Annotated in this window: 12 protein-coding genes; 4 read left to right on the top strand and 8 right to left on the bottom strand. The window is 47.0% G+C overall.

Going from position 1 to position 15,932, the window contains the following annotated elements; translation table 11 throughout:
• Positions 1-73: 73 nt before the first annotated feature.
• Positions 74-784, top strand: a complete 711-nt coding sequence (locus P3L57_RS04000; protein ID WP_069487618.1) for a YjjG family noncanonical pyrimidine nucleotidase — start codon at positions 74-76, stop codon at positions 782-784.
• A 121-nt stretch (positions 785-905) separates the two neighbouring features.
• Entirely contained in the window at positions 906-2,138 is a 1,233-nt protein-coding gene (locus tag P3L57_RS03995; protein ID WP_059336001.1) for an MFS transporter, read from the top strand.
• Positions 2,139-2,168: 30 nt separating this feature from the next.
• Here the strand turns inward: P3L57_RS03995 and P3L57_RS03990 are convergent, their stop codons facing one another.
• From P3L57_RS03990 to P3L57_RS03960, 7 genes are all read right to left on the bottom strand, one after another.
• Positions 2,169-3,104: a putative nucleotide-diphospho-sugar transferase gene (locus P3L57_RS03990; protein ID WP_069487619.1), complete on the bottom strand. Its 936-nt coding sequence runs from the start codon at positions 3,102-3,104 to the stop codon at positions 2,169-2,171.
• A gap of 14 nt (positions 3,105-3,118) precedes the next feature.
• Positions 3,119-4,282, bottom strand: coding sequence for a glycosyltransferase family 2 protein (locus P3L57_RS03985; protein WP_069487620.1), 1,164 nt, complete (start codon positions 4,280-4,282; stop codon positions 3,119-3,121).
• Positions 4,283-4,310: 28 nt separating this feature from the next.
• Complete coding sequence (locus tag P3L57_RS03980; RefSeq protein ID WP_059353410.1) at positions 4,311-5,222, bottom strand: putative nucleotide-diphospho-sugar transferase; 912 nt, start codon at positions 5,220-5,222, stop codon at positions 4,311-4,313.
• A 22-nt stretch (positions 5,223-5,244) separates the two neighbouring features.
• Positions 5,245-6,213: a GDP-mannose 4,6-dehydratase gene (locus P3L57_RS03975; protein WP_024120527.1), complete on the bottom strand. Its 969-nt coding sequence runs from the start codon at positions 6,211-6,213 to the stop codon at positions 5,245-5,247.
• Positions 6,214-6,219: 6 nt separating this feature from the next.
• A complete protein-coding gene (locus tag P3L57_RS03970; protein ID WP_059293866.1) occupies positions 6,220-6,984 on the bottom strand; it encodes a glucose-1-phosphate cytidylyltransferase in 765 nt (254 codons plus the stop codon).
• A gap of 240 nt (positions 6,985-7,224) precedes the next feature.
• Positions 7,225-9,144 (bottom strand): lipoteichoic acid synthase LtaS1, encoded by a 1,920-nt coding sequence (gene ltaS1 / locus P3L57_RS03965; RefSeq protein WP_069487621.1) that lies wholly within the window; start codon positions 9,142-9,144, stop codon positions 7,225-7,227.
• Positions 9,145-9,596: 452 nt separating this feature from the next.
• Positions 9,597-12,785, bottom strand: coding sequence for a bifunctional cytochrome P450/NADPH--P450 reductase (locus tag P3L57_RS03960; protein ID WP_069487622.1), 3,189 nt, complete (start codon positions 12,783-12,785; stop codon positions 9,597-9,599).
• Positions 12,786-12,933: 148 nt separating this feature from the next.
• Here P3L57_RS03960 and P3L57_RS03955 point away from each other — a divergent pair, with 148 nt between their 5' ends.
• A complete protein-coding gene (locus P3L57_RS03955; RefSeq protein WP_069487623.1) occupies positions 12,934-14,004 on the top strand; it encodes a DUF3900 domain-containing protein in 1,071 nt (356 codons plus the stop codon).
• A 33-nt stretch (positions 14,005-14,037) separates the two neighbouring features.
• On the opposite strand, the gene P3L57_RS03950 is transcribed toward P3L57_RS03955, so the two are convergent.
• The gene (locus P3L57_RS03950) at positions 14,038-15,147 is read right to left on the bottom strand and encodes an FAD-dependent oxidoreductase (RefSeq protein ID WP_069487624.1); all 1,110 of its coding nucleotides are present in this window, start codon (positions 15,145-15,147) and stop codon (positions 14,038-14,040) included.
• 161 nt (positions 15,148-15,308) lie between these two features.
• On the opposite strand from P3L57_RS03950, the gene yetL reads away from it, so the two are divergent.
• On the top strand, positions 15,309-15,812 hold the full coding sequence (gene yetL, locus P3L57_RS03945; protein WP_069487625.1) for a transcriptional regulator YetL: 504 nt from the start codon (positions 15,309-15,311) through the stop codon (positions 15,810-15,812).
• The last annotated feature ends 120 nt before the right edge of the window (positions 15,813-15,932 follow it).

Below are 15,932 nucleotides of genomic sequence, written 5' to 3'. Positions count from 1 at the left end.
GTCCAATTCGCCGGCTTTTTTCTTTTTTGCGTGTGCTATACTTTGAGTATACATACAGAAAGGAAGACCAGCCTTGAAACCATACCGCACTTTATTATTTGATGTAGATAATACCATTTTGGATTTTACAGCGGCAGAAAAATCAGCGCTGCGCCTGCTGTTTGAAGACCAGAACATTCCGCTTACCGATGAAATGGAATCCCGATATCAAACAATTAATCAAGGCCTCTGGAGAGCCTTTGAAGGCGGAAACATGACTCGCGATGAAGTGATGACCAACCGTTTTTCCGCTTTGTTCAAGGAATATGGATATGAAGCAGACGGAGTGCTGCTGGACCAGAAATATCGCCGTTTTCTTGAAGAAGGGCACCAGCTTATGGACGGGGCTTTTGATCTCATCGCAAAACTGGAACAGCATTTTGATTTGTATATCGTGACAAACGGCGTTTCCAGTACTCAATATAAGCGTCTCAGAGATTCAGGATTATTTCCGTTCTTCAAGGACATTTTCGTTTCTGAAGACACAGGTTTTCAGAAGCCGATGAAAGAGTACTTCGACTATGTGTTTGAACGGATTCCCCATTTTTCAGCGGAGCACACCTTAATCATCGGCGATTCGCTGACAGCGGATATCAAAGGCGGACAGCTCGCCGGAATTGATACGTGCTGGCTTAATTCTGGCATGAATCTCACTGAAACAGAGGTTGTGCCGACGTATCATATCCGTAAGCTTGAAGAGCTATATCAAATTCTGAAAATCGAAAAACCAATCATCAACTGTTAATGTTTTTTGGCTTCGGGTGCTGCTTCTATCCAGAAGGCGTCTTTTTTCCTCTTGATAAATCCTTCACCTTATGAATAATATGGTGGTATGCATTGGTGATATATGTTAGGAGGAGAATCATTTGGCTATTGCCGCCCCGCTGAAGGAAAAACCTGTTCAAAAACCGGGCACTACCGTGTATCCGATTTTGTTTATCATCGGAATCTGCCACATGCTCAACGATTCGCTTCAGGCTGTGATTCCGGCCATGTTCCCGATTTTGGAACGCTCCATGAGTTTGACGTTCACACAGCTCGGCATCATCGCTTTTACGTTAAACATGGTGTCTTCCGTCATGCAGCCTGTTGTCGGCTGGTATACGGATAAACGGCCGCGGCCGTACGCCCTGCCGATCGGGCTGACTGCCAGCATGCTCGGCATATTGGGCCTTGCATTTGCCCCGTCATTTGTGACGATCTTGTGCTGTGTGTTTTTCATCGGATTAGGCTCCGCTATTTTTCATCCGGAAGGCTCCCGTGTGGCTTATATGGCCGCCGGCACAAAACGCGGGCTTGCCCAGTCCATTTATCAGGTCGGAGGAAACTCAGGCCAAGCGATGGCGCCCCTGATTACCGCGCTGATCCTTGTCCCGCTCGGACAATTCGGTGCTGTCTGGTTTACACTTGTAGCCGCGCTCGCCGTTATGTTTCTGCTTTATATTGCAAAATGGTACGCCGCTCGGCTCGGCAGTCTTGCACAGAAGCAGGGCACCCAAAAGAAAGCCGCTGAACAAAACTCGTCTGTCACCAAGTCCGTTATAACCGCTCTTATTATTATTATCTTTTTGATTTTCGCGCGTTCTTGGTATACGAGTGCGATCGGCAACTTTTACACGTTTTACGCGATGGATACATATCACGTAAGCATTCAGCAGGCTCAGAGCTATATTTTCGTCTTTTTGCTGTTTGGCGCTGTCGGAACCTTTCTCGGCGGCCCGCTCGCAGACCGTTTCGGAAAACGAGTTGTCATTCTCGGCTCGCTGCTGTGCTCAGCGCCGCTGGCGATTCTGCTTCCATTTGCCGGACCGGTTCTGGCCTATGGGGTACTCGCTTTGATCGGCTTGGTTCTCATGTCGAGCTTTTCCGTAACAGTTGTGTATGCACAGGAGCTTGTCCCCGGAAAGATCGGCACGATGTCCGGTTTAACCGTCGGCCTCGCCTTCGGTATGGGAGCAATCGGCGCTGTGGCGCTTGGCGCTCTCATTGATGCTGCGGGACTGACCCCGACCATGATTGCCATTTCGTTTCTCCCGATTCTTGGCATCCTTGCGTTTCTTTTGCCGAGTGATCAGAAACTGAGAGAATGGCATAGCTGAAAAAAACCCCTGCCGCCTGGCAGGGGTTTTTTAATCAAGCTGAATAAAATGAGTGTCCGGCACCGCGTGCTTCGGGATAAAACCGTCCGCAAAGTCCGGAAATGCCGCCTGTATTTCGTCAATCCATCTTTTCAGGTTTAACACATACGGCATATAAATCATTTCAATTGTCGCTTCGTCTTCAATGCGGTAATACCAGCAAAGATTAAATTCGTTCTCCGTCACCAATGTGAATCCGGAGAAATGATAGAAAATCAGCGGCGTTTCATCTAGATAAACGCGGCCGTCCTTTTGAGTCACCTGATAGTTTTCTATATTCCAAAGCGCCGTATTGGCTCCGGTTGATTTGACAACATGCACACCCTGATACTGCGCCGGCCACTTCTCCACATACCTTTGATCGCCGTACGTCTTTCTTTTCGTATTCATTTCCACCGTGCAATATTCAATGCAATCCTGTCTCCACTGCCACACCGCTTGATAGGCTTCTTCCGTATTCCGGGCGCCGACAAAGCCTGTGTTAAAACGCCCGGTCCGCTCATAATAAGACTTGAACCGCGGCGAGTTGCGGTGATCGGTCAAATACAGTGAAGCCGCCGGATTTTCGGCAAAAATACGCGCTGGATCAGAAAAGAAAAACAGATCGGTATCCATATGGGCATAATATTCGGCGTCATCCCACTGGCTCATGACATGGAACAAAAATGCGGGCTTCAGTGTCCAGCAATACTCATGGAACGTTCTGTTGCTTTTCGCTTCCAATAGCTCCGGATCTTCCATTTCATGAAGCTGCACAAAGGTGACATGCTCCCATGGCACGTGCTGTAGCAATTCATATGCCTTCTGATCGACACACAGCACATATAAATGAAAATCATCGCAATGCTCATGGAGGGAATGAATCATAGGCATCAGTTTAAAGATGTGCGTCCTTGACACTATTGTTGAAAAATGAAATTGACTCACCATACCACATCCATTTATCTAAGATCCACGTGCAGTATATCATTGACAAGCGCATACAGCGCATTGGCAAAATCGTTTACGCCAAGCTTCTTCTTCGCTTTTGGCAGAAGCTTTTGAACGGCTTGCAAATCAAAGCTTTTCGCAGTCACCCGCGGTGTTTTTTTCTGCCAATCCGGGTCCAGATTGCGATCCTTCACGACATGGAGCAGCTCAAGAAACAGATGCAGCAGCATGTCGTATTTCTTCGAGTCCAGCAGCTTATGAATATCATCCATGATCCTGTTGGTCATGTCCGGAGGGAATGGGCCGTTAAAGGCAAGATGAACGTCTAATGACTGAATGTTGTTATATTTGTCGCACATATAGGCAATGTTTGCTCTGATATCGTCTACTGACTGACAATTGCTCGGGTGCTCCTGATGAACGCTGACAATATCGCGGTGCAGCCTGAACGTGAGTCCGGCCTGATGGAGCCTGATCCCAAGATCATAATCCTCAAACCCGTACCGCACAATGCCTTCGTCAAACAAACCGAGATCAGCCACATGCTTTCGTTTTACTGATGAATTGTTTGTGATAAAAAAACGCCACGGCATATGGTAGCCCTTTAAGTCATCGCCGTATTCATCCAGTATCCGCTTCAGCACGTCAATAAAATCGGTATCAAGGTCAAAGCTTTGGTCCAGAAAGCTTTCGTTTTTGATATCCGCTTCCGCCAGAAGCTTTTGTTTGTCTTTTTTCGGCATTTCATCATACAACTTTGCGAGCTGCTTCTTATGTTCATCTTCAAAGCGCTCATAATAATAGCTGTAGATCCTTTTCCAAAATAAACCGCACACAACAAGATTTTCTTTGTTTTCATGCGCTTTGATATGCTTTGCCACAAGATCTTTGGCAGCAAGCATATCGCTGTCATGAAATATCAGAATATCTCCTCTGGCATTGCGGACCGCCTGATTTCTTCCGTATGCAATGCCCCTGTTTTCTTTAATCCGTACAAAAATCAGCGGAAAGTCCGCTTGAAACGATTTGAGCATCGAGAGCGTCCCGTCCTCAGAGCCATTATCCGCTACGATGACCTCAAACTCTTCATCGCACTCCTGCTGGTTTAAAGACAGAAGGCTGTTATAGAGGCGCTCCTTTGAATTATATGCAGGAATAATAACGCTTGCTTTCACTTCATTTTCACTTCCTGTATTTAATCATTTATTTGTTATCATCTTTTGAAGCAAAACCGTTAAATTCAGGGTCAAGCGCTTTGATATGCTGAATGATATGCGGCAGGGTCTGCTGGTACAGCTCATGCACGAACGGCAGGTCTGTGCGTGTTGTTTCGTGAATCTGTTTGATTTCATTGATGCTGACGATTCGATATCCGCTGAAATGATAGAAGATCAGCGGGTTTCCATCTTCCAGCACAATTCGGCCATCCTTCCAGGAAAACGTATGCTGTCCGTAATTCCAATGGCCAATGTTCACACCTGGTGTCGTAATGTCACACACATTCGGAAACAGCTCAGACATATAATCCAAATAGCCCTGATCCCCGAATTTCCCTTCACCCGGCGCATTTTTACACTCCTCAAGACAGCGCTCCTTCCACCACTCCAGACAGTCCGTTCCTGCTTTATCATGTTTAAAGCTGATAAAGCCCGAGTTATATCTGCCTAACAGACGCTGCAGCATATCAATTTGCTCTCTCTCAAAGGAAGGGATGATAATATCGCCCCGGGAAAGCAGCACCGAGCAGTCCGGCTGGTTCGCAAATATCGGTGACGGGTCGGCGTAGAAAAATAAATCTCCGTCAATATACGTCACCCGTTCCAGTTCGGGATTGCTGTTCAGCACAGCTTGCAGAAAGATCGGCTTCATCGTCCAGCAGTATTCGCTTTGATCCCGTGTATCCTTCAGCTTTAGGAGCGTTTCATTTTCAAGCGCTGACACCGGTACAAGTGTCAGCTGCTTCAGATTCAATTTCTGCAATACGCGGTGCGTGTCATCATCCATACAAAGCGTAAAAATGGGGCTGTCTTGATCGACTTGCGCTAAAGACTTAAATAAGGCGACTGCCTGATATAATCTTCCTTTTGATAAAACGGTGCAATAGGCGCTCGTCACGGTATGTTCACCTCATTTCGCGTTACTTTTTGAAGAATTCTGTGTACCACGCAATGGTTTTTTCAAGTCCTTCATCAATGGTGTAAGCAGGTGTCCAATTCAGCAGCTTTCTCGCTTTTTCCGCAGATAAATATTGGTGCTTGATTTCATTGCTTCCCTGATTCAGCACCTTCGGCTTTAGATTGCTGTTCATTTTCTTTAATATTTTCTCGACTAACTCAAGCACAGTCAGCTGAATCTCATTGCTGAAGTTAAAGGCTTCTCCGGCGAGATTGTGTTCCTCCATTTTCTCCGCCAGAAGCAGATAAGCCTGAACGGCATCTTCAATATAGAAATAGTCGCGGACAAAGGTGCCGTCGCTGCGGATTTCGGGAGCTTCCCCGTTCAGCACAAGCTGAATCGTCTGCGGAATGATGCGGTTGAAGTTCAAATCCCCGCCGCCGTACAGATTTCCGCAGCGTGTAATACAGACCGGCAGGCCATAGGTGTGAAAATACGTATGGCTGATCAGATCCGCGCAGCTTTTCGATACGTCGTACGGATGCTTGCCTTGCAGCGGCATATCTTCATCGTACGGAAGGTTTTCTTGATCGCCGTATGCTTTATCGCTTGACGCGACAATGACACGCTTGATTAACGGATGCTTCCGGCAGGCCTCAAGAACATTCCACGTGCCGAGAATATTCGCTTCAAAAGTGGAAACCGGGTTGCGGTTCGCTACGCCGACAATCGCTTGTGCAGCGAGGTGAAACACCGTGTCGATTTCATACTCGCCAAGTGCGCGTTCAATCACGGGCAAGTCTTCAAGAGCGCCCTGCACGATGTTCATTTTCTTCACGTGTTCTCCCTGATATAGGTTGGACTGAGGCACATGATCTCTGACAAGCCCCGTCACGTTTGCGCCCTGTTCGATCAGCTCTTTCACCAAATAGCTTCCTAAAAGACCTGTACAACCCGTGACAAATACGTTTTTATTTTTCCAGAAACTCAAATCAGTTCACCATACCTTCCATACATGTTGTCCTTGATCCCACAGCTTGTTGACTTCCAAAAGATTTTTATACGTATCGATTGCCGTCCAAAATCCGTAATGGCGATACACGGCAAGTTCACCGTCTTTCGCAAGGTTCTTCAGCGGTTCATCTTCGAACATGGCGTTTCCGTCCTTCGGCAAATAATCGAAAACCTTTGGATTGAGAACGAAAAATCCGCCATTGATGATGCCGTCACTCGATGTCTTTTCAGAAAATGTTTTCGCTATGCCATCCTCAACCGTTAAGGTGCCGAACTGCGAGACTTTATCAATGCCGGTGACAGTCGCGGCAGCACCCTTTGTCTGATGATAGCTGATGAGATGAAAAAGATTGATATTGGCCAGCCCGTCCCCATAGGTGAGCATAAACGTTTCATCGCCGATGTAGTCCTTCGCCTGCAAGATTCTTCCGGCTGTCAGCGTGTCTTCCCCTGTCTCCAAAAATGTGATTTTCCACGTTTCAGGCTGTCCCAGCATCTGCACCTCTCCTGTAGAACTGTCGAGCGTGAGGCTGTTGTGCTTCCATTCGTAGTTCAGAAAATATTCTTTGATTTTTTCTCCTTTGTAGCCTAAAAGCAGAATAAACTCGTTCACTCCGTAGTACTGATAGATTTTCATAATATGCCATAGAATCGGTTTTCCGCCTATCATGGCGAGCGGTTTAGGAAGTTCATTCGTGACCTCACTCATTCTCGTTCCTTTTCCGCCGCAGAGAATGACCGCTTTCATCTCTACCCCTCATCTCTATGAATATTGAGTTCGAAACCTTGGTACCTCCTTACAATCTATCAAGGCATTTCCCCGATAATTTGTCCGATTCCAATACCGGTTTCAAAATCTACTGTAATGATATGAGAGAGAGGCGGCCTTGGTGACCAAATAGAATCTATTTTTTCAACTTGGTTATGTAACCACACAAAAAAAGAGCCCTGAGCGCGGCAATGCGCCCGCTCAAGGCTCTTCTTTGTCTTATTCGATATCTTGTTCCTTGCCGTAATGATAATCAGAAGGATCAACAGTTTTAAAGTCACTGAGTTTATGGAATCTCAGCAAGTCTTTGTAAAGGACACTGTCTGAAAGCTTCAGCTGCTGTGTCACTCTCGTTTTCAGGTTCTTCGTATCTTCATTCGCTTTTACTTCTTTACCTGTCTTCGTATCATAGATGATATTGTCGACAGATGTGTACTTCGGCGTTACGAAGTCGCCGTTTCTAAACGCCACTGTGTCGTCGTGGTCTTTAGAGAATAAATCGGTACCGAAGTTGATATATTTCTCAGAATCAATACCTTGCAAGTGAAGAAGTGTCGGCATGACGTCAATTTCGCCGCCATACGTATGGTTCACTCCGCCTTTTTTGCCAGGAATGCGGATCATCAGAGGTACACGCTGGTTTTGCGCGTTTTGATAATCTGTGATCTCTTTTCCGAGAATTTCTTTCATCGCGCGGTTATGGTTTTCAGAAATCCCATTGTGGTCACCGTAAATCATGATGACTGAGTTGTCATACAGACCTGCTTCCTTCAGTTCCTTGAAGAATTGCTCAAGGGACTCGTCAAGGTAACGGGCAGTCTGGAAGTAGCTGTCGACTGTATTATCGCCAGTCGTCGCTTTCTTAATCGTCGCGTCTTTTTCATCCAAGTTAAACGGATAATGGTTTGTCAAGGTAATCAAATGCGCGTAAAACGGCTTTTTCAGAGATTCAAGTTTTGGAATCGATTCTGTAAAGAACGGCTTATCCTTGAGCCCCATATTAATGATGTTTTCTTCTGACATATCATACGTGCTTGCGTCGAAAAATTTGTCATAGCCGATATGTTTGTAAATCTGATCGCGGTTCCAGAACGATTTGTAGTCACCGTGCAGAACGGCGCTTGTATAGCCTTCCTTCTGATCCAAAATCGCAGGAAGCGACTGGTATGTGTTTTCGCCTTTTGTTACAAATGCGGAGCCTTCCGGAAGACCGAAGATCGAGTTATCCATTGTCAGCTCGGCATCAGATGTTTTACCCTGACCTGTCTGATGGAAGAAGTTATCGAAGTACGTGACGTCTTCGCCGCCGTGGGCCAGTTTATTTAAGAATGGCGTAACTTCTTCACCGTTCAGCTTGTAATCAATCAGGAACGACTGGAAGCTTTCCAGGTGAATCTTAATGATGTTTTTGCCTTTGGCAGAACCAAAGTACTCAGCGTTCGGCTTCGCGTAATGTGACGTCGTGTAATTCTCGACACTTGTCAAATCATCGCTGCTTGCATACGCTCTTTGCGTTTCTGTTTGAGCCGTCTGCACACCGTCATAAATGGTGTAATTGTAAAGACCTAAGTATTTTACGATATAATTGCGGTCAAACGTTCTTGTCAGCAGCTGCGGGCGGTCTTTTTCCGCAAAATGCAGGTTGATGAAAAACAGTGCGACCCCGGAAAGAATCACCAAAGACGCAAAACGTTTTTTCATTTTGAATTCTTTGAATTCAGGTCTCCAGATCAGTACCGCAATCAAGATGATAATATCTAAGAAATAGAAAATATCATGACCGGCCATGATGCTGAAAATACCGTCTCCCATGTTTCCGACGTTGCCGGACTGTTTAATGTTCGGGAACGTTAAGAAATCATCAAAGAAACGATAGAATAAAATATTTGCATATAAAATGAACGTCATCACAAAATCAATAATCAGCATGATAATAGCCGATTTTCGCCCTTTCGCAAGCAAAGCCAGTCCTAAAAAGAAGACGGCGCTTGAGAACGGGTTAAACACCAAAAGGATTTCTTGGGTTGTGCCTTTTACCCCAAGGTTAAACTCTGTTTTGTAGGATAAATACGTTTTTGCCCAAAACAGTATAACAGCCAACACAAAAAAGCTAAGTTTGTAAGAAAAAAGTTTCTTCATGGCAACCTCTACTTTCTTAAACACTTTAAGTCTTTATTTACTTTTACCTTCTCTTTTTATCCTGTCTTCCAATTCCTTCTTTCCAAACAAAATCAAGGCATCACACAACAAATAAATATACCGCGCTAACCGGGATATTTACGTTTTGCACCATACCAGTTCTATTACACCTATTTCAAACCAAACACTGGACGAAAGAAGCCCTCAATTCGTTTCACTTTTTTCTCGTAAATAAAAAAGGTTTCTTTTGTCATGCCCGCTTTTGGAAAAAAAGAAATAGATACCGAGTATAAGAATAACATAAACTAGCAAAAACGAAAAATAGGTCTTAAGGACAGCCCGCCCATCAGGCGGACTGTGGTTATTGTATGCACAGACGTTTAGCGAGATCACATTTTTTTAAAAAGGACATAACAAAAGGACTGGATCTTTCCAGTCCTTTGTAAAAACAATCAAATCCCCGACCAGACATCCTTTGCATACATGCCTGTTTCCTGCAGATGTCTGAGCCAGTTTTGCGCTTCTTCTTCACTGGTGCCATGAACAGACTGATACGCGTTTTGCAGCGCGGCCTCCACATCAGGCGCCATCCTGCTGCCGTCACCGCATACATAAAGCCGGCCGCCGCGGTCGAGAATCGAAATTAAGGTTTCCGCATGTTCCGCCATGAGGTGCTGAACGTACGTTTTCGGTATGCCTTCTTTACGGGAATAAGCCGTGTGCACAGTAACAACTCCGTCTTGTTCAAACTGCTTAAGCTCATCCCGGTAAATAAAATCGCGGTCATTTCTGCAGCCAAAATAAAGATGGGCTTCACCGAGCGTTTTCCCCTCGCGTTTTAAAGCTGACCGGGCTTGCAGGAATCCGCGGAATGGCGCAACCCCTGTTCCCGGCCCCACCATGATGATTGGTGTTTCAGGGTCTTCCGGAAGCTGAAATCGGGATTCCGGTGTGCGGACAAACATCACGACATCATCTCCCGCCTTACGCTCCGCCAAGTCATTCGATGCCACTCCGCGGTATTCGCCGCGTCCGCTCCAAGCCGGCCCACGCACAACGCCTACAGTTATCGAGGCTTGTTCCGGATTCACCCGCGGAGAGCTTGAAATCGAATAATACCGCGGTTTTAACGGGCGTAAAAGCTCTAAAAACCGTTCAAACGGCATTTCACATGCTTCATATTGTTCGAGCAGATCCAGCATGGAAATCCGTTTTTTCAAAATTTGTTCCTGATAAACGCCCTCTTCTGTCATATCTTCCAATTCACGTTTATGAGGCGGACAGACGGTAAATGCGGCCAGCTCGCGTATTTGCGCCCTTGTTGCCGCTTCCTGCACCTCGACGCTGTAGCTGAGCAGATCATGCAGGCTGACAGGCCGATTCAAAGGCAGATGCCCCGAGCTGCGCCCGCTTGCCGTCAGTGTAACTTGGTCAGTTCCTTTTAAGCCGAATCTGTGAAGAATCCGGCTGACATTTGTCCGGCTGTTCCTTGGCAGAACGCCAAGGTGATCGCCCTCCCGGTATTCGACGCCAGAAGGCAGCGCAATTTCAATATGGCGGGTGCTGCGCCCACTGTCTGCGGACTGGAGTTCACGATTTTCCGCAATGGATGCGTGAACCGCTTCATACGACCGGGCTAATGGGGATTCTCCCAGCCCCCTGACAAACTGAAGGCTCAGCGTGCTTCTCTCCTTATCAGCGTTTTCATTAAGCTCGAGTCCGAAGGCTTTGATGGCGTCCGACCACATGCTTTTTTTCCACTGGTCAAGCTGTCCTTCAAAATCGCCGCTCACATCGCCCTCTCCGCGTGCAGAAAAACGGGTCGCCCCTTTTTCCGCTAGCTGCTCGTCAATGGTTCGGGGTACATATTGATACGTGCTTGCCCAGTTATGATCTCCGCAGCCAAACACCGCATAATGGACACCCTCAAGCTCACCCGGCTGTATTTCTTCAAGCCACTGCACAAACTGTCCCGCATTGCTTGGCGGTTTTCCATTGTAGGAAGAGGTGACGATCACAACAGCTCCCTCTTTCGGCAGCTTTCCAATCTGATCGTTCAAAGGCGCAACCTCAGTCCTTACGCCGTGAAGACTGGCTGTATCTGCAAGCTCCCGGGCGACGCCTTCCGCGGTGCCTGTATCAGAGCCGTACAATACGAGTAGCGGCCGGTTGTTGAGACCGATAACCGAAGCACTTTTCGTTTCCTGTTTGCCCTTTTGTTCATCGTCGTGCGCCGCTTTTTCCTCAGACGGAACGCCGGCATGAATCGCTTCCTGATTTCGCGTTTGAACCCGGATGTGAAAATCACCGGGCTTAAGTGTCAGCGTTTGTTTGATATCAAGCTCATAATTCTCATGATCGATCAAAGTGAAATATTTTAAAATCATGCCCAACACAAGTGTAGCCTCATGCAGGGCGAACTGCATGCCAATACAGGCTCTCTGTCCATTCCCGAACGGCTTGTAGGCATGATGAGGCACTTGGTCCTGATGTTCGAACCGTTCTGGACGGAATTCCTCAGCATCAGCTCCCCATGCGTCTTGATCGCGGTGAAGCTGCGGAATCAAGACAGAAATTCTGTCCTTGGTTGTGATCGGATATTTTCCGCCAATGACCGTATCTTCCTTTGGATAAAGGCTGAAAGCCGGAGCCGTCGGCCATAGACGCAATGATTCATTTAAAATCATCCGGATGTATTTCAGGTCAAGCACTTGTTTATAGGTCGGCGCTGCATCCGTCAGCACCCGGTCGACCTCTTCATACGCCTTTTTCAATTTGTCGGGATGCTTCAATAAAAAGTAGATCGCAAACGAAAGCAGGCCGCTCGTTGTTTCATGGCCGGCAATTAAAAATGTAATGATCTGAAAACGGATGTTTTCATCATCAAGCTTTTCCCCGGTCTCTGGATCTTCCACCTTCAGCATCCGGGCGAGCAAGTCTTTTTCATCCTGATCCCCATCCGCCTTGCGCTCTGCAATAATGCTGTCGACTAACGAAAACATCGTTTGTATATCGTGGTGGAATTGGCGCTTTGTTCTGACCATGAGTTTATCCTGAACATCAAGCCGCTGCATCTGGTGCATCGCTTCATCCAGCGCGCGCACCATACTGTTGATAAACGGATGAGGCGTTTCTCTGTAGTAGCTGTTAAAACGATAGTTAAATCCGCATAACCCGATCGTGTCCAGCGTCAGCCGGGTCATATCCGCAGGGACGTCGACTGCTTCGTTCGGATTGAGCCTGGCCCACTTTTGAATCAGCTGAACAGCGATATCGACCATTTTTTCATGATAATCCTTCATGGCCCGCTGGCTGAACGTCGGCATCAAAATGTTGTGCGCTTTTCTCCAGTTGGGCTCATGCGTCCAGCTTGTAAACAATCCGTCACCGGAAAACGCGCGAACTTTTTCCAAAGCGCCTTCAATGCTTTTATCGAAACGCTCTTCATCACAAACTTCTTTTACGAGTTCATGGCCGGACACCACAATTGTCGTGCCCGCCGGTGTGTGAATTTGAAAAATGGGGCCTTGCTCGTCCGCCAATTTGATCAGTGACAGGGTCGGTTTATCTTTATCAATTAAAGGAAGATTGCCGAGCGGTCCAAACGTCTTCGGCTGAGGAATCGGGCTTGTTTCCTTCATCGAACCATTCCTTTCGTATGTAATGCTTTCTATCTGACTACATTTCCCTTTCATGGTGACGATTATTCCATTTCTCTGATTGACGCCTGATCATTGTTTTTTCTATACTTGAGAAGCTGTACAATACGCAAATAAGGTGAGTTCATATATGGATTTTGAAATTCGGTTTTTATCCTTTTATGTCATACAGGTGGAAGGCAAGGATGAGCAGGCAAACAAGCAATTCAAGCACTTCCAGACCCTTGATACAGAGGAATTTGAAGAAAGCGAACTGAAGGACTTTCTTGACGGAGAGCTGAAAAAAATCGTCAAACGGAAAGCCGACCGCCATCCGCAGTCCGAGCAGGTGCCGACGAAAATCGGCCATTTTATCGTCGAACCCGGCCACGAGCTGGATTCCAACCCGAACTACAACATGTTCAACCGCGCGCGCTTGGCGGAAACAAAAGAGGACTTTAACGAGCTGAGCGAACAGTTCGTCCGCACGTACCTTGATACAAGCGCGGTCCGCGGCGGAGTGTTCTTAGTCGCTTCGGCCGTGCCGAGAAAGTACTTCGACGAGTCATTTGTCTTCATTATGAAATGTGATTTTGAGCCGAAGGTCGCCCGCATCTCAGACGCGTCCTCCCTCATTAAAAAAGTCGAAATGGCCATCACGACAAAAAACATGAAGAGCATCCAATACCCGTTCATGCCGGAGGAAGGAATGGTCGAGGAAGGCGAGCTGAAAATCCACCAAGCCTCCCACGCCCGCTATTTCGAGGATTTCCTGAAATTCGTTGAGTACGGCGAATCAATGCCGGAAATCATGAAAACCCAGGTCATGAACATGGTGCAGGAGCACGTCTATGAGACATTTGAGGACAACAGTGAAGAGCTCAAGCAGTTTGAACAAGACATCGAAATCTGGGAAGCGAGCGAAAAACGGGAAATCCAAGAACGCCTCGACACGCATCAAGTGATCGAAGCCTCCGCCCAGATCATCGAGCACACGCCGGAAGCCGAGCTGAAAATGAAAGTCGGAGAAACCGAGATTAAGGGATTGCTAGCGGATTTTGGCGAATCGATTCACCTAGCGAAGGTGAACGGGCGCTATGTCGCGCTGATTGAAGCGGAGACGATTTCGTTTGAGAAGGGCAGTTCGCCGGTGGAGTTTTATAAACCTGAAGGGCTGCATGAGGTGATTGAGCGGATACAGAATAAAACAGAGCAAGAATAAAAAGTCCAGAATTCAATTCTGGACTTTTCCTATTTAATATCCTTCTCTCAACACCGCATAACACTCCCCGATCAGCTCTTCCGCTCCCGGCTGGCCTTTCAGCCCGCGGCGGACGATTTCTGAGGATAAATCCTGCACGTTGAGCGCTCTTGGCGCTCTTCTTTCGTAGTATGCATGAAATGCGGTTTTGATGCTGTCGTGGTTTTTGAGTTCTTCGGCTAGGACCATGGCATCCTCGATGGCCATTGCCGCTCCTTGTGCGAGGGTCGGCGCTCCGGCATGGGCGGCGTCTCCCCCGATGACGACGCGGCCTTTGTACCATGGCTCCTGCACTGCAACCTGCTCCAGCTTGTTAAAAATGACGGGGTGTTCTTTTGACATATGCTTTGTGACAAAATCGAGTCCCGGAAAGCCAGAGAGAATCTCTTTGACTCTATCAAACCGGGTGTCTTCCTCATCCCAATAATCGCTCGCGCAAGGCTGGAGGACGAAAACATAGCCGGCATGTTCCCCCAAAGGCACAACGCCGATTTGTGTCTCTCCGCTTCTGTACATCAATGTCGCGTCCTCAAATGTGTCATCGGGAAGTTCGATATAAAAGCGCCACGCCCCCATGCCGAGAAACTCTTTTTCTATTTCTTTTTGCAGCATGGCATCCCGCACAATAGAATGAATGCCGTCAAAGCCCGCCAGAATATCGGCCTGCATCTTTTCGCCATCATCAAATACAGCGGTAACCGCTTCAGGCGTTTCTTCATAAGCCACAATCTTTTTCCCCCACAAGATCCTTGCACCCGAAGCTTCGGCATGCTTGATGAGAATGTCATTTAACGTTTTTCTCAGAATATTATTGCGGCCCGGAAGCTTATCATCTAAGAAAGACTCACTGACTTTGAATAATAGATTCCCCTGCTTATCGAATGTTTTAAACCATGCTGTTTGAAATCCATGCTCGCAGCACTCTTCAAATACGCCCAGCTCCTTTAACACCGCCAGTGCGTTTTGCGGCTGGAGAATCCCTGCGCCGGTCTTGCGGTTTTCTGCAGCCGCTTCACATAAGGTGACGGAAAAACCTGCTTTACTGAGAGAAATGGCTGCCGACAGCCCGCCGATTCCGCCCCCCGCAATCAGTATATGTTTCATGTTGATAACCACCTTTTCAGTTCTCTGCATGTAGTTAGGCACCTAATTATATTACCTTACTATGTGCGGCAAACAGCTGTCAATCAACTCCAACACAGGTTGCGTTCTGATTTTCCCTCCATTATAATCGTGTCACGACAAACGTACGGGAGCTTATTGTGATGGAATTAAAACATTTACCGAAATACAAGCATATAACAGAACACGCCGAGACGTATTCCAATGTGAACGCCGGTTCTCTTGAATTATTTTTATCTTTGTTTGATATCTCGAAAAAAATGAATCATGTGATGGAGCATTATTTCGCCAGATGCGGACTGTCTGAAGGAAAATTTAAAATCCTGATGCTTTTGTTCGATGCAAAGGACCACACGTTAAGCCCGACGGAGCTCGCCAAGCAATCAAACGTCACAAAAGCAACGATTACCGGCCTGCTTGACGGACTCGCGAGGGACGAATTTGTCCGCCGCAGGCATCACACCGAGGATAAACGAAAAATGAGTATCGAGCTGACAAAGGAAGGCAAAGAACGGCTAGAGCAATTTCTGCCCGGCCATTTCAGCAAGATTTCCGCTGTCATGGAAAACTACAGCGACGAGGAAAAAGACATGTTCGTAAATATGCTGGGTGATCTGTTTGAAAAGCTGAGCGTGTTTAAAGACTAAAAAACCCGTCCGGTCTGGACAGGCTACAGCATTTTTCTTTAAACACGTTGACAAATATCGCTGATTACAAACACAATGCCGATCAGAACGAATAGAAAAATGCCGGACACTATTGTCACG

Source organism: Bacillus sp. B28, assembly GCF_029536185.1.
In the GTDB taxonomy this organism is placed as follows: Bacteria; Bacillota; Bacilli; order Bacillales; family Bacillaceae; genus Bacillus; species Bacillus halotolerans.
Note: the sequence above shows the minus strand (reverse complement) of the source record. Positions and strands in the feature narration are given on the sequence as shown.